The 18,316-nt window shown below is 61.1% G+C and carries 17 protein-coding genes; 10 read left to right on the top strand and 7 right to left on the bottom strand.

Annotated elements, in window-relative coordinates; all coding sequences use genetic code 11:
- Window position 1 precedes the first annotated feature (1 nt).
- The 4 genes from ACERHN_RS13245 to ACERHN_RS13230 all read right to left on the bottom strand — a co-directional run bounded on the left by ACERHN_RS13245 (window position 2) and on the right by ACERHN_RS13230 (window position 5,722).
- Window positions 2-2,107 (bottom strand): intermembrane transport protein PqiB, encoded by a 2,106-nt coding sequence (locus ACERHN_RS13245; RefSeq protein WP_415919490.1) that lies wholly within the window; start codon window positions 2,105-2,107, stop codon window positions 2-4.
- Window positions 2,097-2,744 carry a paraquat-inducible protein A gene (locus ACERHN_RS13240; protein WP_415919489.1) on the bottom strand — a complete coding sequence of 216 codons (648 nt, stop codon included), beginning with the start codon at window positions 2,742-2,744 and terminating at the stop codon, window positions 2,097-2,099. The genes ACERHN_RS13245 and ACERHN_RS13240 overlap by 11 nt, the downstream gene beginning before the upstream one ends.
- Window positions 2,717-3,334, bottom strand: coding sequence for a paraquat-inducible protein A (locus ACERHN_RS13235; protein WP_415919488.1), 618 nt, complete (start codon window positions 3,332-3,334; stop codon window positions 2,717-2,719). Before ACERHN_RS13235 ends, ACERHN_RS13240 begins: the two co-directional genes overlap by 28 nt.
- A 246-nt stretch (window positions 3,335-3,580) precedes the next feature.
- Window positions 3,581-5,722, bottom strand: a complete 2,142-nt coding sequence (locus ACERHN_RS13230) for a mechanosensitive ion channel domain-containing protein (RefSeq protein WP_415919487.1) — start codon at window positions 5,720-5,722, stop codon at window positions 3,581-3,583.
- A 434-nt stretch (window positions 5,723-6,156) separates the two neighbouring features.
- Between ACERHN_RS13230 and ACERHN_RS13225 the strand changes: the two genes are divergently transcribed.
- Window positions 6,157-6,423: a hypothetical protein gene (locus ACERHN_RS13225; protein WP_415919486.1), complete on the top strand. Its 267-nt coding sequence runs from the start codon at window positions 6,157-6,159 to the stop codon at window positions 6,421-6,423.
- Between the two features lie 264 nt (window positions 6,424-6,687).
- Here the strand turns inward: ACERHN_RS13225 and ACERHN_RS13220 are convergent, their stop codons facing one another.
- Entirely contained in the window at window positions 6,688-8,244 is a 1,557-nt protein-coding gene (locus ACERHN_RS13220) for a glucan biosynthesis protein (protein WP_415919485.1), read from the bottom strand.
- Window positions 8,245-8,729: 485 nt separating this feature from the next.
- Window positions 8,730-9,860, bottom strand: coding sequence for a lytic murein transglycosylase (locus ACERHN_RS13215; RefSeq protein ID WP_415919484.1), 1,131 nt, complete (start codon window positions 9,858-9,860; stop codon window positions 8,730-8,732).
- A 591-nt stretch (window positions 9,861-10,451) separates the two neighbouring features.
- Between ACERHN_RS13215 and ACERHN_RS13210 the strand changes: the two genes are divergently transcribed.
- Window positions 10,452-10,580, top strand: a complete 129-nt coding sequence (locus ACERHN_RS13210) for a hypothetical protein (protein WP_415919483.1) — start codon at window positions 10,452-10,454, stop codon at window positions 10,578-10,580.
- 172 nt (window positions 10,581-10,752) lie between these two features.
- On the opposite strand, the gene ACERHN_RS13205 is transcribed toward ACERHN_RS13210, so the two are convergent.
- Window positions 10,753-11,007, bottom strand: a complete 255-nt coding sequence (locus ACERHN_RS13205) for a hypothetical protein (protein WP_415919482.1) — start codon at window positions 11,005-11,007, stop codon at window positions 10,753-10,755.
- 255 nt (window positions 11,008-11,262) lie between these two features.
- Between ACERHN_RS13205 and phnC the strand changes: the two genes are divergently transcribed.
- The 8 genes from phnC to ACERHN_RS13165 all read left to right on the top strand — a co-directional run bounded on the left by phnC (window position 11,263) and on the right by ACERHN_RS13165 (window position 18,287).
- Entirely contained in the window at window positions 11,263-12,078 is an 816-nt protein-coding gene (gene phnC / locus ACERHN_RS13200; RefSeq protein ID WP_415919481.1) for a phosphonate ABC transporter ATP-binding protein, read from the top strand.
- Between the two features lie 93 nt (window positions 12,079-12,171).
- A complete protein-coding gene (phnD, locus tag ACERHN_RS13195; RefSeq protein ID WP_415919480.1) occupies window positions 12,172-13,083 on the top strand; it encodes a phosphonate ABC transporter substrate-binding protein in 912 nt (303 codons plus the stop codon).
- Window positions 13,084-13,215: 132 nt separating this feature from the next.
- Entirely contained in the window at window positions 13,216-14,091 is an 876-nt protein-coding gene (gene phnE / locus ACERHN_RS13190; protein ID WP_415919479.1) for a phosphonate ABC transporter, permease protein PhnE, read from the top strand.
- A complete protein-coding gene (gene phnE, locus ACERHN_RS13185; RefSeq protein ID WP_415919478.1) occupies window positions 14,088-15,401 on the top strand; it encodes a phosphonate ABC transporter, permease protein PhnE in 1,314 nt (437 codons plus the stop codon). Before phnE (ACERHN_RS13190) ends, phnE (ACERHN_RS13185) begins: the two co-directional genes overlap by 4 nt.
- A complete protein-coding gene (locus tag ACERHN_RS13180) occupies window positions 15,401-15,925 on the top strand; it encodes an SDR family NAD(P)-dependent oxidoreductase (protein WP_415919477.1) in 525 nt (174 codons plus the stop codon). Before phnE (ACERHN_RS13185) ends, ACERHN_RS13180 begins: the two co-directional genes overlap by 1 nt.
- Window positions 15,913-16,530, top strand: a complete 618-nt coding sequence (locus ACERHN_RS13175; protein WP_415919476.1) for a chloramphenicol acetyltransferase — start codon at window positions 15,913-15,915, stop codon at window positions 16,528-16,530. The genes ACERHN_RS13180 and ACERHN_RS13175 overlap by 13 nt, the downstream gene beginning before the upstream one ends.
- A 250-nt stretch (window positions 16,531-16,780) precedes the next feature.
- Window positions 16,781-16,996, top strand: a complete 216-nt coding sequence (locus tag ACERHN_RS13170) for a GNAT family N-acetyltransferase (protein WP_415919475.1) — start codon at window positions 16,781-16,783, stop codon at window positions 16,994-16,996.
- A 76-nt stretch (window positions 16,997-17,072) separates the two neighbouring features.
- The gene (locus ACERHN_RS13165) at window positions 17,073-18,287 is read left to right on the top strand and encodes a glycerophosphodiester phosphodiesterase family protein (RefSeq protein ID WP_415919474.1); all 1,215 of its coding nucleotides are present in this window, start codon (window positions 17,073-17,075) and stop codon (window positions 18,285-18,287) included.
- Window positions 18,288-18,316: the final 29 nt, after the last annotated feature.

Genomic DNA, 18,316 nt, shown 5'->3' with positions numbered 1-18,316 from the left:
TTTATCTCCCCAGGAGCAACGAGTTGGGTTGCCGTTCAATGGTGCGTGACAGGCTTTCCACCGCTTTTGCCGCGCGGGCGACTTCCACGAGAGCCTGTCGCGCGGAGCGTGCAAATTCGGAATTGTCGTCATAGCCCTCGAACGTCTCTTCCACCGTGCGCACCAGCGCATTCAACCGGTTCACGAGGTCCGGCAGGGACTGCGTGGATTGCGCAACGGCTGCGGCAGCGTCCTGCGCGGATGCCAGCGTCTGGTTCAGGTTCGTGACGGCCCCGCCGTCGCGCAACTCTGCGATGACACCGCGCAACTCGGACAGCGCGGCATTCAGGCTTGCCGGGAGGTTGCGTGTTTCGGGGTCCTGCAACACGTCATCTGCGGTCGCCACCACCTGCGACAGGCGTTCGATCAGGTCGTCAAGGGGCAGGTTTTGCGCGGTCTGCGCCGTCTCGGTCAGGCTGGTGATCAGGTCCGGCACGCCGGCCACGCCATCGGTCACGGCATCGGCCGCACCGCTGGCGGCGTCCACCGCTTCGAGAACACGTTCGATGGCGCGGGCCGTTTCGACCCGTGCAACAACCTCGGCGACATCATCGCTCGCCTGTTGCAGGCTGGCCAGAATTTCGGTCAGGCGTTGCGGTGCATTTTGCAGGTCCTCCGCACCGGAAATCTCTTCCACATCCGCCAGGATGTCACGCAGGTCGGCGGGGATCTGCGCGAGGTCGCCGTCGCTTACCAGAACCGTCGATGCATTCAGGAAGGCGATTGCCGAACCCATCAATTCTTCGACCGGCAGCCCGTTTATGCGTTCGAGAACCCCTTGCGCCGTGGCCCCGGCGTCGGCGATCTGGCTTTGGGTCGTGGGCACCGCCGGAAACGGATCCGCCGCCCGGTCGAGCGACGCGATGGGCGCGTCTTCCATCGTGATGAGTTCGACGCGCAGCCCACCGGTCAGGATGGACGCCGTGGCGAGACGGGCGCGCAGGCCCGTTTCAACCTGACGGGCAAAGAAATCGAGGACGTCATCCTCGGACGCGGCATCATCAAGCCCCAGGGGCGCTGCGGCAACCTCAACGATAACCTGCAGGCGCACCCTTTGGTCCCGAAACCGCAACGGGTCGACAATGCCGGACACGCTGGTGACTTCGCCGACGACGATCCCGTTGAACTGAACTGGCGCCCCAAGCGCGAGGCCCGTGGCGTTTTCATCAAAGACAATTGACAGGTTGATGACGTTGCCCTGCTGGTCCTCGAACACGGCGTCGCGGGCGACAGCCTCTGAGGCAAAGACATCGAACGCGGGCCTGCCGCGCAGCGGAACGCCGCCCGACACGACAGTATCAAAGGCCACGCCCCCCGCGACAAGCGAGGCCAGCGATGTAAAGTCCAGGTTCGCTCCCCCGGCCCCAAGCGAAAAGCTGAACCCGGACGTATCCCAAAACCGTGTCGTGGACGAAATCAGCCGGTCGTAGGGCGAAAAGATCACCGCCGGTGCCTGGGCCTGCGCCTGCCCCGGCGTGATGCGCGGCACACCGATGCGGCCCACTTCGATCCCCTTGTAGGTGATCGCCGTCCCTTCGGTCAGCGCCGTGCCCGATTGCGCCCGCAGCGTCAGGATCGTACCGCGCTGTTCGGGGCGCAAAAGCGGCGCGGCCTCCAACCCCTCATGCGCAGCCACAAAGCCGTTGCCGTCGGTGTCCCAGACGCCTTCGATGAACACACCCGACAGGACCGTCTCCAAGCCGGTGACGCCGCGCGCCGAAACCTCGGGCCGCACGACCCAGAACGCAGCATCGCCGTCAATGAACGGCGCAATGTCCTTGTCCACGCGGACCGACACCTGCACCCGGCCAAGATCCGGCGTGAATTCGACGCCTTCCACACGCCCCACGACAACGTCGCGATACCGCAATTCGGTCTCGCGCGTCTTGACGCCAAGCGCTTCGTCAAAGGTCAGGATCAGAAGCGGGCCCTGGCTTGAATAGGTCTGCCACGCGACGCCAAGCGCCACGCACAGCGCAATGATCGGGACAAGCCAGATAACGGACGCGCGTTGCCAAAAGGACCGGCGCGCCGGGGCCACTTCGATTTCGGGGATGTCAGCGGGCATGCGCGGTGCCTTCGGGTCCTGCGGTCTGGTCCCAGATCAGCCTGCTGTCGAATGCCTGCGCCGAAAACATCGTGAAAATCACGGACAGCGCGAAGGCAAGGCTGGCAAATCCGGCCGAGATGCTGGCCGCATCCCCCAACTGTACAAGCGCCGCGAGGATGGCCACGACGAAGACGTCGATCATGGACCATCGCCCAATATATTCAATCACTTCGTACAGCACCTGCCTGCGATGCCCCTCTGGTTGCCGCCCACGCCTCACTGTAATGGCGAGATAGGCGATGGCAATGAACTTGGCCACCGGGATTGCCACGGACGCGATCAGGATGATCAAGGCGATGCCGATGGCACCATAGTGGATCAGATCAATCGCACCGCCGACAATCGTCGCCTCTTCGGTTGTGAAAAGTGTCCGGGTGCGCAGCATCGGATACACGTTCGCAGGGACATAGCACATGAGGCCCGCGATCCACCACGCCCAGACCTTTTGCAGGCTGAGCGTGTCGCGCGACGCAATCTTGCTACCGCATGTGTTGCACCGGGCCGTGCCCGCCGGCCACGCGCTTGCACATCGCCTGCATCCGACAAGGCCCGCGGCGCGGGCGGTGACTATGTCTTTGGGTTCAGAGCTTGCCATACCGACCAACTGCACATGTAGCGTTGTTGCAAAAGAAGAAGCACGATGAGGATCGCGAACATCCAGAACGCGGGGCCGAACGCCACGAATGCAAGGTCCCCGACCTTGATCAGGGACACCGCAACGCCAAGCGCAAAGATTTCCGCCATGGCCCAGGGCTTGAGCGCTTCGGCCAGGCGGAACGCGCCGGTGGCCCCGCGTGAGGGCCGTCTGTCAAAGACCAGCGGAACAAGCACGTACAAGAGCAGGATCATCCGGAGCGCCGGGACAAAGACGATAAAGGCCGCCGTCAGCACCACCAGAACCGCGAGCATCCCGCCGCCAAACGACAGCGCCACGTCCAGCACGGATGTCGAGTTTGACAGGCCCGCCGCGTCAATCCGCAGGAAGGGAAAGAAAACGGCGCCGACGATCAGTGTTAGGCTGGCAAATGCCAGTGAAATGATTTGCATGCCCGCCCGCTTGCGCGGTGTCGCGATGACCTTGTGACACCTCTGGCACATCGCCAATTCGCCGGGCGCGGGCGTCTTCTTGCGGTAAAGCGCATCGCATTGCGGACAGACCATCAGGTTTTCCGTGTCGTGTTCCACGCTACCGGCTCCTCGTTGCCATCTGTTTCTACTGTAGGGGTCGCGCAACCAAAGGTCACGACCGCACCGGGTATCCGAATTGGCAACGTCCACATTGCGGGGCCCGCGTCGAAGGCTGTGCCGCGTTGACCGTTCCTGCATGCATTCCGGCACGCGTTCCATGTTTGGCGCACGCCGACGCCCGGCGTTAAACATCGCGCATTTGAGAGCGGCCAGCAAAGGCGGGGCGCAAAGAGCCCCGCGATCCTAGGTGGCCGGACCCCTTTTCAGTTGCAGCGCCGGCGCCGAACCATCCTTGTCCTCGCCGAAATAGATTGTCTGATGCGGGTAGGGTATTTCGATGCCACGCTCATCCAGCACGCGCTTGCACAGCTCGTTATAGGCCCGTCCGATACCCCACTGCTTGCCCGGATGGCACTTGATACGCGCACGGAGGACAACCGCGCTGTCGCCAAGCGCCTGCACACCAAACCATTCCAGATCCCCGTCGATGAACGCACCGTGTTCCGTTTCACGAAGCTGTTCGAACGCCGCAAGCATCGCGTCACGCCCGTCATCGATGTTTTCGCGATACGCAATGCCCAGGTCGCATACGTAGTAGGAGAAATCCTTGACGTAGTTCGACACCATATCGACCGACGAAAACGGGATAAGATGCACCGTACCGTTGACATCCCGAAGCGTGATCGACCGAATGGTGAGCTTTTCCGCCACGCCCGTGGTCCCGCCCAGTGTTACGACGTCACCAACATTGATGGCATTTTCAAACTGGATGAACACACCGGTGATGATGTCCTGCACCAGTTTCTGCGCCCCGAACCCGATGGCGAGGCCCAGGACACCCGCGGACGCAATGAGCGGGGCAATGTCGATCCCGATCTCGGCCAAAGCAAACATCAGAATGATCACCATCAGAACGATGGTGGCCGCATTGCGGAGCAGGGTCAGCAACGTTTTCTCGCGCGATGTGGGCATCGTCCCGTAATCGGGATTGAGCCTGTAATCCACCCACGACAGCAACGCGAGCCAGATGAGCATGCCGAAGAGCAGGATCAACGCGACGCTGACAGCCGTGCCAACAACCCATCGCCCCGTCTCACCCTGGACCATCCCCCGAAAGTCGAGCACGCCGGAGAAATCGAGGGCAAAGCCCAACACGCAAATGGTAATGACCACCCGGGCAATGGTGAGGATATGTCCCATGAGACTGTTCAGCCGGCCTTCGAGCGATGGCATGCGGCTGCGCATCAGTTCGGGCAGGTGCATGCCGCGGCTCCCAAAGCGGGACAGGCCGCCGGATACCACGACGCCCAATGTCACAACCGCAATCACCTGCGCCGTCGTCAACAGGACAGGCCAGATCAGACCATCAGGCCGGGCGGCCACGATCACGGCCAGCACCAACAGATAGAAGACTACGGGCGCATACCAGTTGCGGGATGCAAAGCGGACCACACTGGGCTTGTCTTCCGGCCGCTCGCCAAGCAGCCACGCCGCAACGTCCGTTCTGCTGCGCAGGACCAGCACCAGGGCCATCGCGATCGCGATGAAGGCCAGAAGGGTCGAAACGCCCCGCCCAGCGCTGAAGGAGGCCTGCTGGTTGACGATGGGCACAATCAGCAACTGACCATAGCCAATGACGGTCGCAATGCTGCCCACCCAACGCGATATCCTCTTGGCCGCCGCGTCCGAAATCGCGATGAAGCGGAGTTCATGGGTGCTGGGCGACAACACCGTCCGCACAATCACCTTGGCCAACCCGACCAGCAGAAATGCGTTGAGATAGAGCGATTGCCGAACACCCATCGTGCCGGGATCGCCATGCAAATAAAGCGCGGCCAGGTACCCAAGACCCCAGGCCAGAACGACAACAACCGCATCGATAAAGGTCGTCGCGATCAAGACGGCGAACGTCCGCAAAAAGTCCCAGTCGTGGGCCCGTGTGCCCATACGCCGGTACAGCCGTTTGGCAAAATGCCGCAGAATGACATAGCTTGCGGTCGTCGCGACAAAGACAACGGCCAGTGCAATGAGGGCATCCATCAGGGTCGCGAACTGATCGCCATCCAGCGCCGAGAGCGTTGCCGTGATCGACGCGATCCCCGAAAATGCGGCTGTGAAAGAGCGTGCTGACGCCTCGACAAATTCTGATGTTGCGCGCGCGACCTGACGGCCAAAGGAAACACGTTCTTCGGTTTCCTGCACAGCGTCAGACGCAGAAGCCACGTCCTTCAGACTTGCAACAAGCGCGTCCCGGGCCTCAGGATTTTCCAAGAGATCAATCAGTTGCTGCGCTTCGGCCGACGGGTCGGCATTCTGAGCGATGGCCATGCCGGACAAGGCCGTCAGGCTGAGAAAACAAACAAGCCCATAGAACACGGAGCGCATAACCAGATCCCTTAGCAGCGGTCAGAACAAAGCGCGTGTCTACCGTGCTCCTGACGAGGGCACAACCGACCCAAACGAACACAACGCCGCAGGCCCAGGGACGTTGGACCGGCTGACTGATGACGGCCAGCGTGAGCCACGATCCATACGATGTCAGGCATATGCCCATCACAAGTTGCATCTCGTGCAGCCCGTTCATCCATCCTTAAAGAACGCAATGGTCGCAGGCGGCGGGGTCTCTCTCGTTATCGCAGCGGCTCAGCTTCAAAGATCAACAAAAGCGGCACGAGATCCGTGTGGTCGTTGAAAGGACATCAGGCCTTTGCACTTTTGACCAAAATCTGCCGATAGTCGTGTCCGGTGCACAGTCTTTGAGCGGAACCAAAGCTGCGACGATGTGTTTCCTCCTCATCATAGAATGAAGGAAAGGCACGATGACCCAAACTGACAGCAACCCGACGACACACAGCACGACAACAACAACCAACACGTCAAGCGGGGGCGGCGCAGGTCTTGGGTTCGTGACCGGGGCTCTCGTCGTCATCGTCGCCATATTGGCATATTTTGTGTTCGCCGGCGGCGAAGCGGGCCAGGATGACGTGAATATCACCATCGAAGGTGCGGGCGCTGCAGTTGAAGGCGCTGCAGAAAGCGTTGGCAATGCGGTCGAGGGTGCCGCAGACGCCGTCGGTACCCAGTAAGCGTCACTGACCAGGAACGCAGAAGTGACCCTCACCAAGTCACAACAGACAATCACGAAGAGGGTCTGACCTCCGACTCATAGTAGCGCGTCGGACTTGCCAGACACCTCTTCGTGGACAACGTGGCGCATTTGGCGTCACCTATTGGAGCCATCTGTAGGACAGAACCAGATGATAACACGGCTTCGTAAAGTGCCATGGTGAGGGATGGCAACGGCCAGTCTTTGATGATCACCCGCCACACGTCGCTCGGTTCAGACACACTCAGCCGCCCGTATCTCGCAGCCATTGAAACAGCCAGGTTTCCGACAGTTTTTGGCTGTCATCCGCGACATGTGCTGTCAACTCGATCAGCTCCGTATCACCGCCATCAATGTCGATGAACAACCGCCATGTCGGCACGGTGGCATCTGCTACTTTGTGCAGCACCATCCCCTCGATCATGCCGGCAGAGGCGGTGACAACAGGCTGAACCGGCGCATCTTCGGGCAGCGCGCCCAGTTGACCGCCCTGAAAATCAATGACGAACTTGCGCAGGGACGCATTTTCAACCGGCACGCCTGATGCACCGCCAACACCGGCCAGCGTGCCCTGCACCCAGGCCAGATTGCCATCAGGTGGCAAGTCCCCCCAGTGCATGCGGTAGGCAAATGTGCGTTCTTCGCCCGCCTGCGGGGCCGCGTCGGGCACCCAGAACGCCACGATGTTGTCGTCAATTTCCAGATCGGCCGGAATCTCGACCAGACGGACCGTGCCCGGCCCCCAGTCGTTGAGCGGCTCAATCATGACCGAGGGCCGATCGTGATACCGTGCCCCTGCGTCCTGATAGTCCTCGTACGTGCGATCCCGCTGGATCAGTCCGAATTGCGCCATGTCGGGTTCCGCGAAATACGAACTGGACACACGCGGCGGGTTGTTGAGCGGACGCAGCAGGACATCGCCATCCGAGCGGATGATTTTCAACGCTTCACTGTCATGGACCTGCCGACGGAAGTCGTCAAATTTGCGCTGCGAGTGTTCGGCGAAATAGAACATCGAAGTGAGCGGACCCAGGCCCAGCTGCGGAACACTGTCCCGGAAATACAGCGTTGCTTCGACATCCATCGTAGTGTCATCGCCGGGGCTGATGGTGAACTTGTAGGCCCCCGTTACCGACGCGCTGTCGAGCGATGCGTAGACGGTGAGCGCGGTATCCGTTGCCTTTGGCTTTTCCAGCCAGAAGGCGGAGAAGCGGGGGAATTCCTCGGGCCCCTCAAGCCATGTGTTGATCGCCAGCCCACGGGCCGACAGGCCATAGGCGTTGCCGCGTCCAAGCGCCCGGAAATAGCTGGCGCCCAGAAACGTGACCACCTCGTCAAACTTGTCCGCGGCGTTCAGCGGATAGGTCAGCTTGAGCCCTGCAATGCCGGACAGGACCGCATGTTCCGGTATCCGCGTGCCGACATCGTTGCGGTATTCAAAGTCATCCGTGGAAAAGGTGAGCGGGATCGATGTGCCGTTTTCGACCTCAAAGATCTGAACGGGTTCCTTGAACAGCCAGCCGGGATGAAAGGACGACACGTGAAATGGAAGCGAGGTGTCGGACCAACGCGCAGCTTCGGGGCGGAAATAGATGTTGCGATAGTCGTCATAGGACAGGTTCTGCAAAAAGGTATCAAGCGGCTGGGGCGGCACGTCGGGCTGGCTTGCACGTGCCTGCATGCGCGCCTTGAGCCACTCAAACGAGAACGGTTGGTGCGTGGTCTGGGCGATTGTGACCGACGGAAAGACGGCACTGCCCAAAAGCGTGGCAAGTGCAGTGCGACGGGTAATGTGGGCCATGAGTGTCGTCCGGGTGTTGCGCGGTTGTGCGTAAAAATGGGCGATTGCGCCTACGCGTCCAGTCTGTCGACCTCACAATTTTGTTTTGGTCGCCTCGCCATCGACTGGCCAAAGTTGCCGCAATGGTTCGAACAGGGTTTTCGCTCGCACCTGCGATGAGGGTCCTCGCCCTTTGAATCATGGGGCCAAAGGATTTTATCCCGCAGCTGCGTCGCCGGAGGCAACGCCCTGTTGCGCGCGCACGATGTCCAAGTTTTAGGGCCTCGGTTCGGTGCAACAGCATCAGCGATGCATGTCCGCTTCTCTGTTCCTTCGAATAACCTCTTACCTACACTACATCCCTTGCGCGGGTTCCGGTCCGGCCCTCGCATCGCATGACCACCACCTCGACCCAATGCGCCCATTGCAGTGGGGTGCGCTCAGAAACCACGCCATGTTCCGCGCCGGTATCCGGGCGCCTTGCCACCGGGCAAACTAAACCGCCGCTACGCGCGCAATTGCGCCAGGAGCGATGGCGACGGGTCTCCGGTCACGGCCACCCCGGCCTGACGTTGATAGGCACTGATCGCCGCGCGGGTCTTCGCTCCGATCACACCATCCGCGCCGCCTGTGTCAAAGCCGCGTGCCGTCAGTCCGCGCTGCAACGCAATGCGGTCGTCCTTGGTCAAACCGAACGCGTCCGGGGGAAAGCTGCCGCGCAACGGACCGCCGCCCGCGATGCGGTCGGCCAGATGCCCGACCCCGATCGCATAGCTGTCGGAGTTGTTGTAGCGCTTGATGACCGCAAAATTCGCGGTCACGGCGAAACTTGGCCCGCCTGCCTGCGGCTGGATCACACGGCCCCCCGATGTCCCTTCGCGACCCCAGCTCACGCCCCGCCGCCACCCGTTGCGCGACAGATACGCCGCCGCCGAGGCCAGCGCATCCGTCGGATCCTCTGACCACACATCGCGCCGCCCATCGCCGTCGAAATCCACGGCAAACGCGGTGTAAGAGGTCGGAATGAACTGCGTGTGCCCCATCGCACCGGCCCAGGAGCCGCGCAGGCGGTCCGCGCTGACATCACCGGCTTGCAAGATCTTCAGGGCGGTCGTCAGCTGTTCTTCGAAAAACGCACCGCGCCGCCCGTCAAAGGCGAGGGTCGAGGTGGCCGATACCACCGGCACATCGCCCCGCCGCGTCCCGTAGAAACTCTCGAGCCCCCAGATCGCCGTCACGATCGGTGCGGGCACCCCGTACCGCGCCTCGATCCGGTTCAGCAGCGCGGCATTCTGCCTGAGCGCCGCGCGCCCGAGCGCCACACGCTCGTCCGACACCGCAATGCTCAGGTAATCCTCCAACGTCCGCCGCGTCTCGGGCTGGTTGCGGTCCCGCTTGACCACGCCAGGCAGATACCCCGTGCCCCGAAATCCGCGCGTCAGCGTGTCCTGCGACACACCACGCCGCAGGGCCCGCTGCTGGAACGCCTGGACCCAGGCGTCGTAGGCGGCGTTGGGTTGCGGTCGCAAATCCTCGGGCAACCCGGGCGCGGTCGGACCCCGCACCGGAGCAGACCCACAGGCGCCAAGCGCGGATGCGCCCAATGCCATCAAAACCCAACGTCGATCCACGCTCATTCCGCTGCCCTCTCCGTCAAACCTGCGTCTTTCTGGTGCACTCGGTTGGGCCGATCCTGCAACGTCTCAAAGGTAAACACCACGGGGAACTTTTGTGCCGCGACATATGTCCGTTGCACCGCGCACGGTGGCGACCGGGGTCGCGTGCCGATCCGCCTTTGCGGATGCAGTTGGCGGATCCGATCACCGCACGTCTGCCTGCCGCAAATGCCCAGAGGAATGAGCCTCTTGGCCAATGGCAGACGCGCGCCGTGAACGCGGCGGCGGCATCCGTTTTGGGCATGTGTCCTGATGGGGTGGCATACGCGTTCGGTCCTCAGTCCGTCGAACATGACTGTGATGATTGACCAGCAGGGCGTGACGTCGCGATATCCCGAAGAAGAAGTCAAAAAGTGCGTCCTACCGGCACTGTTCCCGTTGCATCATCTCGATCTTGTCGGCTGCCCTTGTGAAATGCTTGCCATGGATTGGGGTACGCTGTGGTTAGTGTACTGACATTGGACGCATCCGGTGCTGTTCCGCCACTCGATGAAGTGCAGGAGCGCACGGTTCCGACGCGCAGTGTCGTACGCACGTAAGGCGGTTTTGTAGATGAAGCTTCGGCAGGTCGAACTTCCGCAGGGACAAGGCGCGACGATTGCCGAGGCAATGCGCCAGATCGGCGTGACGCAGCAGTCATTCATTGACGGCGGACGCGCTCTGGCGGGTTCCTTCCCCTAAGGCGGTGGCGAAACTGCCAAACGTCGCGCTGTTTGTGCTCCGAAATGCAGTGGACGCAACGCCCGGCAGTTGGAACCGTTTTTGAGTATGTGCTTGACCGCGGAACAGTCCCCACAAGTCGAAGCGTTGTTTCCGCACCCGGTTCCAGCGACCGTTTGGCAGATGCAGGGTCCTAGGCCGGTCCAGGCAGACCAGCTTCCCAGTGCTCGCCCATGGCAACAATGCATGACGTGCCATTGGCATAGTTTTGCACAATCATCCATTCGCCATCCCGTGGGCTGACCCACACCTCCAGCATGGTTTCCGGGTCACGCAGCCCCATGCCCTGACGTTCAGCGCCCAGAACCTCGGTCAGCATCGAAAGCATACGCGCGCTGTCATCGCAGCTGACATCGGACATGCTGGCGCTGGCAAGCGCTGGCGCCATGATACAAAACGTCATCAAAAGTAAAATTCGGGTGATCATGAGCACAGCATAGATAGCGGGGATGACAGATGTAACAGTTTTATGACGGCTTGTGGATAATATTTCCTTTCCGCGTGCGGTTGGTCCCTGTCCCACGCCCGTCGGTCCAAACGGTTGCTGTCACAAATCCGTTTCGCAAATGCCAAGAAGCTGAATCAAAACTGTCACGCAGATGTAGCGTGGCGCGCTTATTCGCCTCCCAAACATGGGGGCGATATGCTGAAAATCGACGCGCTGACCAAGCGGTTCGGAGAAAAAACGGCTGTGGATACAGCCAACATCTCCGTAGATGAACCAACCATGATCGGGATCATCGGTCGTTCGGGGGCCGGCAAGTCCACTCTGCTCCGGATGGTCAACCGCCTCAGCGACGCCACGACCGGAACAATCACGTTCGAAGGTCAAGAGATCAGCGCCCTGCGCGGTGCCGCCAAACGCGACTGGCAGTCGCGCTGCGCGATGATTTTTCAGCAGTTCAATCTGGTGCCCCGCATGGATGTGGTGTCGAACGTGCTGCACGGCACCTTGAACAAGCGCTCAACACTGGCGACGATGTTCAATCTTTATCCGCAATCGGACATTCACAAAGCCATCGAGATCCTCGACCGGCTGGGCATCGCCGAACAGGCACCCAAGCGCGCGGAGGCGCTTTCGGGCGGCCAGCAGCAACGCGTCGCCATCGCGCGGGCGTTGATGCAGGATCCCAAGATCATTCTCGCCGATGAACCCATTGCCTCCCTCGATCCGATGAACGCCCAGGTGGTGATGCAATCCCTGCGTGACATTCACCAACAAGACGGGCGCATGGTCATTGCCAACCTGCACACGCTGGATACGGCACGGCGCTATTGCGACCGCGTTATCGGGATGCGCGACGGACGCATCGTGTTTGACGGAACGCCCGAGCAACTGACCACCGGCGTTGCGCGCGATATTTATGGTGCCGGCGCCGACTTCTCCGAAGCCGCCACATCCACAGAAATCCAAACACTGGACAGACCGGAGGTCCGCGAAGCGGAAGCCTACGTCTGAGCCAGCTGCCACCCGCGCCTGTCGCGGGCCACCTTCATCAACCCCGCCCTCAAGCAGCCGACCGGCGATAGGGCATCAAAATCGGAGAGAACGATGAAAAAGACCCTCGCACTGGCGCTCGCCGCCACAACTGCCCTGAGCGGCGCAGCCTTCGCAGAAGGTATCACCGAATTCCGCATCGGCATCCTGGGCGGCGAAAACGCCCAGGACCGCATGAACTCCTATCAATGCCTGGCGGATTACACGACCGAAGCGCTTGGCGTTGAAACCAAACTCTTTGCGCCTGCCGACTATAACGGCGTGATCCAGGGCCTGCTGGGCGGCACCATCGACATGGCCTGGCTGGGCGCGTCTTCTTACGCCGCAACCTATCTGCAGGACGCGGATGCCGTTGAACCTGTGCTTATCAAGGTGAACGTCGACGGTTCTGTTGGCTACCACTCCATCGGTTTTGCGCGCAAAGACAGCGGGATCGCATCGCTTGATGACATGGAAGGCAAAGTCTTTGGCTTTGGCGACCCGAACTCCACGTCCGGCTACCTGATCCCGTCCATCGAGATCCCGCAGTACAAAGACGGCGTGACCATGGAAAGCGGCGAATACTTTGGTGAGGTCAAGTTCACGGGTGGCCATGAGCAAACCATCGTTGCCGTGAACAATGGCGACATCGACGGCGGTGTGACCTGGGCCGACGGTCAGGGCAACTGGGAAGACGGCTACAACTCCGGCGCGCTGCGCAAGGCGGTGGATGCGGGTCTCGTGGATATGAACGACATGGTCCAGATCTGGAAATCCAAAGTCATCCCCGAAGGTCCAATCGTTCTGCGCAAGGCGCTGCCGGCGGACGTCAAAACCACAATGACCACGCTGGTGGATGGTCTGTTCGAAGCGGACCCGGATTGCGCGTACGGCGTCGCTGCGGGCGACACACTGGGCTTTCAGCCGGTGACCCACGACACCTACATCTCGATCGTCGAAGCGCGCAAAGCGAAAATCGGCGGATAACGCGTCGCCCGCGCCGCGCGGGCTGACGGGTGGGCGGCGGTGTCTTTTGCAAGGCAAATGATCACGACAGCCCACACCCTGACCACTCTGGGCGCCCGCACCTGGGCGTCCAATTTCCATCCGAGGGGCAGCATGGCAGACATTTCCATCGGCAGCGCACCACAAAACGTGGGCAGCATCCAGTCGAGCTATATGGCGCAGGTTCAGCGGCGCAGGCTCTATGGCGGTCTGACGCTCCTGATCTTCGTCATTCTGATGGTGTCCGGCTTCAACATCGCGGATGGCCGTAACGCTGGCGGATTCTGGGAGGGCCTGCATCAGATCGGTGACTACCCCGCCGACGTGCTGTCCGAAGCTTGGGAAAAGCAGGCTGACCTGCCCGGCCTGATCGCCAAATACTTCCCGGCTCTTGTTGAAACGATCAACATCGCCGCTGTCTCGACCCTGATCGGCGCCATTGGCGGGTTGTTCCTGTCCTTGCTCGGCACCCGTGGTTTGGCGAAATGGCCACGCCTCATCCCACTGTTCCGCCGCATCTCCGACATTATGCGCGCTGTGCCCGAGATCGTGATCGCGCTTGTTTTGATCTTCGTTCTGGGCGGCGGCCCGGTGCCCGCCATGATCGCCATTGCCATCCACACCGCAGGTGCGCTTGGCAAGATGTTCTCGGAGGTCGCAGAGAATGCCGACCTGAAACCGGTCGAGGGTCTCGCCTCCACCGGCGCGACATGGGCGCAGCGCATGCTCTTGGGGGTGCTGCCGCAGGTCGCGCCGAACTACCTCAGCTATTCCCTTCTGCGCTTCGAGATCAATATCCGCGCCTCGGCCATTCTGGGGTTTGTCGGCGCGGGCGGCCTTGGCTACGAGCTTCGCAATGCGATGGCCTGGGGGCCGGGGCGTTTTGACGAGGCCGCCGCCATCTTCATTCTGCTCTTCGGCACGATCGTCTTCTTCGATCAGGTGTCCAGCCGCTACCGCAACCGTCTCACAGAAGGGCAAGGCCAATGACCGCTGCTGATCTGAGCGTGACCAAACAGAACGCCGACACACTGTTTCAGCGCAAACGCCTCATCGGCTTTGGCATTCCCGCGGTGATCTTTGCCTATCTGGTCTACATCTTTTTCGCGTTTGATATTCAGGGGCTCGCCGGGCGTGCCAATCTCGACAACGCGGTCACGCTGGCGTCTGACAGTTGGTCGCACAAGGTGCATGTCACCCGTGACAACCGCTCTGGTGAGATCTCCTATGCCGTCGAGGGAGAGCGCAAGGGACGTTACCCAGAAGGCCAGCGCCCGGCTTGGGTCAGCGGCGATGAGGTGATCACCATTGATCTGGGCGGTGATCACATCGTGCGCTACCTGCCCGACAACCGGACCGAAATCGAAATCCCCGGGTTCCAGATGATCGAGGTGCAAGCCGAAGGGCGCAGCCTGACCAGCAACCTGCAAGCGGAGCTGCCGGACTGGATTTCCGCCTCGAACCGCCGCATCGGGATCACCACGCCCGAGGGTCGCATCACGCTAACGGGCGCCCGTACCGAAGTGTTCAATTACTTCCCCGGGTGGGAACTGTTCTGGTTCACACTCGACAGCCCCTATCACGGGCAAGGTCTTGGTTCGATCCTGTTCGGCGAACAGATTGATCCATCGCGCTCCAATATCGCCGGGGCGGTCTCTGACTGGTGGAACAACGCCATGTGGCGGCACAAGGACGTCGCCTGGGCAATTGGTGAGACCATCCTGATGGCGTTCCTTGGCACCATGGGGGCGGCGATCATTGCACTGCCGCTTGCCTTTGTGGCGGCAAAACGCTTTTCGCCGGTGATGATGCTGCGCGCGGCAACGCGCCGGGTGTTCGACTTTGTGCGTGGCGTGGATGCCTTGATCTGGACCGTGGTGCTGGCGCGTGCCTTTGGGCCTGGACCTCTGACAGGGGCACTTGCGATCCTGATCACCGACACCGGCACGTTTGGCAAGATTTTCTCCGAAGCGCTGGAAAACGTCGATCAGAAGCAGATCGAAGGCGTCGAGTCGACCGGTGCCAAACCCTTGCAACGCTACCGTTTCGGCGTGATCCCGCAGGTGGTGCCGGTGCTGCTGGCGCAAATCCTGTACTTTCTGGAATCCAACACGCGGTCTGCCACGATCATTGGCGCGATCACCGGCGGCGGCATCGGCCTAATGCTGACCCAGGCAATCCAGACCCAGAAGGACTGGGAAGAGGTTGCCTACTACATCGTGTTGATCATTGTGATGGTGATGTTCATGGATTGGTTCTCGGGCTGGCTGCGTGGCAAGTTGATCGGACGCAAAGACTGATGGCGCATCATTTGATCACAGGTGCGGCGCTTTTGGCTCAGGCCGTCGCGCTTGGCCATCGGGGTATGAGCACAGCCCGCGACAGGCGGGATGGAACAGTGCCTCTGGCGCTGGACACGCCGGGACCCATCACTGCGCAACTGGCGGGCATCGGTCCTTTGGGTATCCCGATCAACAGCATCGCTCCGCTGGCGGTCGCGCAGGCCATCTTGCTTCGGCTGCGCCAGAGCGCTGCACCAAAGATACTGACGATGTCGCCGCAGATGGCGTGGATGGGATATCGTATCGCCTGCCTGGCTTCAAAAGCCGCTGTGAACACAGTGATGCAGAGGCTTGCCAGCGGTCATGAGCCACAAGGAGTTCCCGTTGCGCTTGTCGGCCCTGCCCGGGTCCGGACGGATATGGGCGCCGCAAATGCAGAGGGAGGCCCGCGTGACATGGCCCGCGGCATGACTCCAAAGGACGCTGGAGGGTTTGTCCGCTTCAAAGGTCAGAAAAGAGAGTTCCAGACGTGGCACGACTGACTGCAGCAGAGCCATTCATTCACCCGGACTGCGAAATCACCGACAGCAGCTTTGGTGCCTACGTCGAGATCGGCAAAGGAAGCCGGGTCAACAATTCCTCGTTCGGGGACTATTCCTATTGCGACCGTTATGCGGATGTCGCGAATGCCCGGATCGGCAAGTTTGCAAACATCGCCGCCTTCACGCGGATCGGGGCGACGGATCATCCGCTGCATACTGCGGCCTGTCATCATTTCCTCTATCGGTCGGATGACTACTGGGACGATGCCGGGCGGGATGAGGGCTTTTTTGCGCACCGCCGGTCGCGCACGGCACACATCGGCCATGACACGTGGATTGGCGCTGGCGCGATGATCAAACCCGAGGTGACGCTGGGCCATGGGGCGGTTGTTGCTGCGGGCGCAATTGTGACCAAGGATGTGGACCCCTACACCATTGTTGCGGGAAGCCCGGCCAAAGTGCTGCGCCTGCGCCAACCACCCGAGATCGCAGAGCGCCTCATCGCGCTTGGCTGGTGGGACTGGTCGCACGTCCGGCTTCGCGCAGCGTTGGACGACTTCAGAGCGCTTGATGCCCAGGCGTTTCTTGAAAAGTATGAAAGTTGATGGCCGTGCTCTTGCCGAACGGTTTGACGGTCTGACCCGCAAAAGCCTTCGGGCACCGCGTTCCCGAACCGGAAGAACAAGGGATGCGGGGACATGTCGAAACGCCATGGCGAGACCGGAAACCATCCGCGTCCCCCGGCGGCACTTGATCTGACAAGCGCCCGCCGATCAGCAAGACCGTGTCATTGCTGGCACGCAGACGCTTCAACACCAAGATAGCGTTCAACGTGCCCGGTTTCACGTTGCGCCAGTGGCTCGGCGCCGTGGGATTGGCAAAGCGCTTTTGCGGTTGGTCATTCAGCGGTTTGCATCTCAGCCAACCAAATTATGCAGTCTGGCAAACATTCCAGATGCGCGTCGCCTCTGCGAAGGCGCGTGCATTCTTCTGAGAGGTTCAACGCATGAACGTTGGGTCTTCCCGCGCGCGCTTCCCCGCCCAGAGCGCAGCCACCCGGTATCGTCATGAAACTGTAGCTTGGCCGTCATGCGCCGTTCACCAGATTTTGCGACCCGAAGGCCACCGTTCACCTTCGGAGACTTCCATGTACCGCATTCTCGCACTCACGTCCGCTGCCCTGACCGCGGCGCCTGCCCTGGCCCAATCGGTCGACCGCGTAGAATATGGGCCACGCCCGTATTACCTCATCGACCGGATGGCGGAGGGCCCGCTCAAGGACAAACTCCTCTCCTGTTCGGGACAGGACGGGGCTCAATCCCTGTTCTCCATCGGGCACCGCGGCGCACCGATGCAGTTTCCGGAACATACCGTCGAATCCAATCTGGCCGCCGCACGGATGGGCGCGGGCATTCTGGAATGCGACGTGACCTTTACCGCGGATCAGGAATTGGTTTGCCGTCATGCGCAGAACGATCTGCATACCACTACCGACATCCTGGCCACGCCGCTTGCCTCGACCTGCACGACGCCGTTCACACCCGCTGATGGCGACACCGCGGCCACTGCCGAATGCCGCACATCCGAAATCACGCTGGCCGAGTACCGCAGTTTGACGCCGAAGATGGATGCGGCGGACAGCGCCGCAACGACCGTCGACGCGTATCTGGGCGGCACCGCCGACTGGCGCACGGATCTCTATTCGGCAGAACCCGCGACCCTGATGACCCATGCGGAATCGATCCAGCTCTTCAAATCGCTCGGCGCGAAATTCACGCCCGAGCTCAAGACTCCCTCCGTCGAGATGCCATTCAATGGCTTCAGTCAGGAAGATTACGCGCAGAAGCTTGTTGATGAATACAAGGCGGCCGGTATCCCGGCCTCGGACGTGTGGCTCCAGTCTTTCAACCTCGAAGACGTGCTGTACTGGATCGAGGCAGAGCCGGAGTTTGGCGCGCAAGCGGTCTACCTGATGGACGAATACGACATCGAAGGCTATTCGCCGATGGACCCGTCGACCTGGCCAAACACCATGGAAGAGCTGAAGGCGATGGGCGTGAATTACATCGCGCCACCGACATGGATGCTGGTGACACTGAACGGCGACGACATTGTCCCATCCGAATTGGCCGTGCAGGCAAAGGCCGCTGGCCTGAACATCATCACCTGGACCATTGAGCGGTCTGGCCCTCTCGTCGAGGGCGGCGGTTGGTATTATCAGTCCATCGCCGATGTGACCAACAGCGACGGTGTGATGTACGACTATATCGACACGCTGGCCCAGGATGTTGGGGTTGCAGGCATCTTTTCCGACTGGCCGGCCACTGTGACCTATTACGCCAATTGCATGGGTCTCAAATAATCCCGGTGCAATCGTAAGACGTTTCGCCC

The organism is Tateyamaria rhodophyticola, from assembly GCF_047777875.1.
GTDB lineage: Bacteria > Pseudomonadota > Alphaproteobacteria > Rhodobacterales > Rhodobacteraceae > Tateyamaria.
The sequence above is the reverse complement of the archived record's forward strand: the minus strand, read 5'-3'. Positions and strand labels throughout refer to the sequence as shown.

What these genes read in the sequence shown, in the direction of transcription:
- ACERHN_RS13245 (WP_415919490.1), bottom strand. Translation starts at nt 2,107, where the DNA reads ATGCCCGCTGACATCCCCGAAATCGAAGTGGCCCCGGCGCGCCGGTCC.
- ACERHN_RS13240 (WP_415919489.1), bottom strand. Translation starts at nt 2,744, where the DNA reads ATGGCAAGCTCTGAACCCAAAGACATAGTCACCGCCCGCGCCGCGGGC.
- ACERHN_RS13230 (WP_415919487.1), bottom strand. Translation starts at nt 5,722, where the DNA reads ATGCGCTCCGTGTTCTATGGGCTTGTTTGTTTTCTCAGCCTGACGGCC.
- ACERHN_RS13225 (WP_415919486.1), top strand. Translation starts at nt 6,157, where the DNA reads ATGACCCAAACTGACAGCAACCCGACGACACACAGCACGACAACAACA.
- ACERHN_RS13220 (WP_415919485.1), bottom strand. Translation starts at nt 8,244, where the DNA reads ATGGCCCACATTACCCGTCGCACTGCACTTGCCACGCTTTTGGGCAGT.
- ACERHN_RS13215 (WP_415919484.1), bottom strand. Translation starts at nt 9,860, where the DNA reads ATGAGCGTGGATCGACGTTGGGTTTTGATGGCATTGGGCGCATCCGCG.
- ACERHN_RS13210 (WP_415919483.1), top strand. Translation starts at nt 10,452, where the DNA reads ATGAAGCTTCGGCAGGTCGAACTTCCGCAGGGACAAGGCGCGACGATT.
- ACERHN_RS13205 (WP_415919482.1), bottom strand. Translation starts at nt 11,007, where the DNA reads ATGGCGCCAGCGCTTGCCAGCGCCAGCATGTCCGATGTCAGCTGCGAT.
- phnC (WP_415919481.1), top strand. Translation starts at nt 11,263, where the DNA reads ATGCTGAAAATCGACGCGCTGACCAAGCGGTTCGGAGAAAAAACGGCT.
- phnD (WP_415919480.1), top strand. Translation starts at nt 12,172, where the DNA reads ATGAAAAAGACCCTCGCACTGGCGCTCGCCGCCACAACTGCCCTGAGC.
- phnE (WP_415919479.1), top strand. Translation starts at nt 13,216, where the DNA reads ATGGCAGACATTTCCATCGGCAGCGCACCACAAAACGTGGGCAGCATC.
- phnE (WP_415919478.1), top strand. Translation starts at nt 14,088, where the DNA reads ATGACCGCTGCTGATCTGAGCGTGACCAAACAGAACGCCGACACACTG.
- ACERHN_RS13180 (WP_415919477.1), top strand. Translation starts at nt 15,401, where the DNA reads ATGGCGCATCATTTGATCACAGGTGCGGCGCTTTTGGCTCAGGCCGTC.
- ACERHN_RS13165 (WP_415919474.1), top strand. Translation starts at nt 17,073, where the DNA reads ATGTACCGCATTCTCGCACTCACGTCCGCTGCCCTGACCGCGGCGCCT.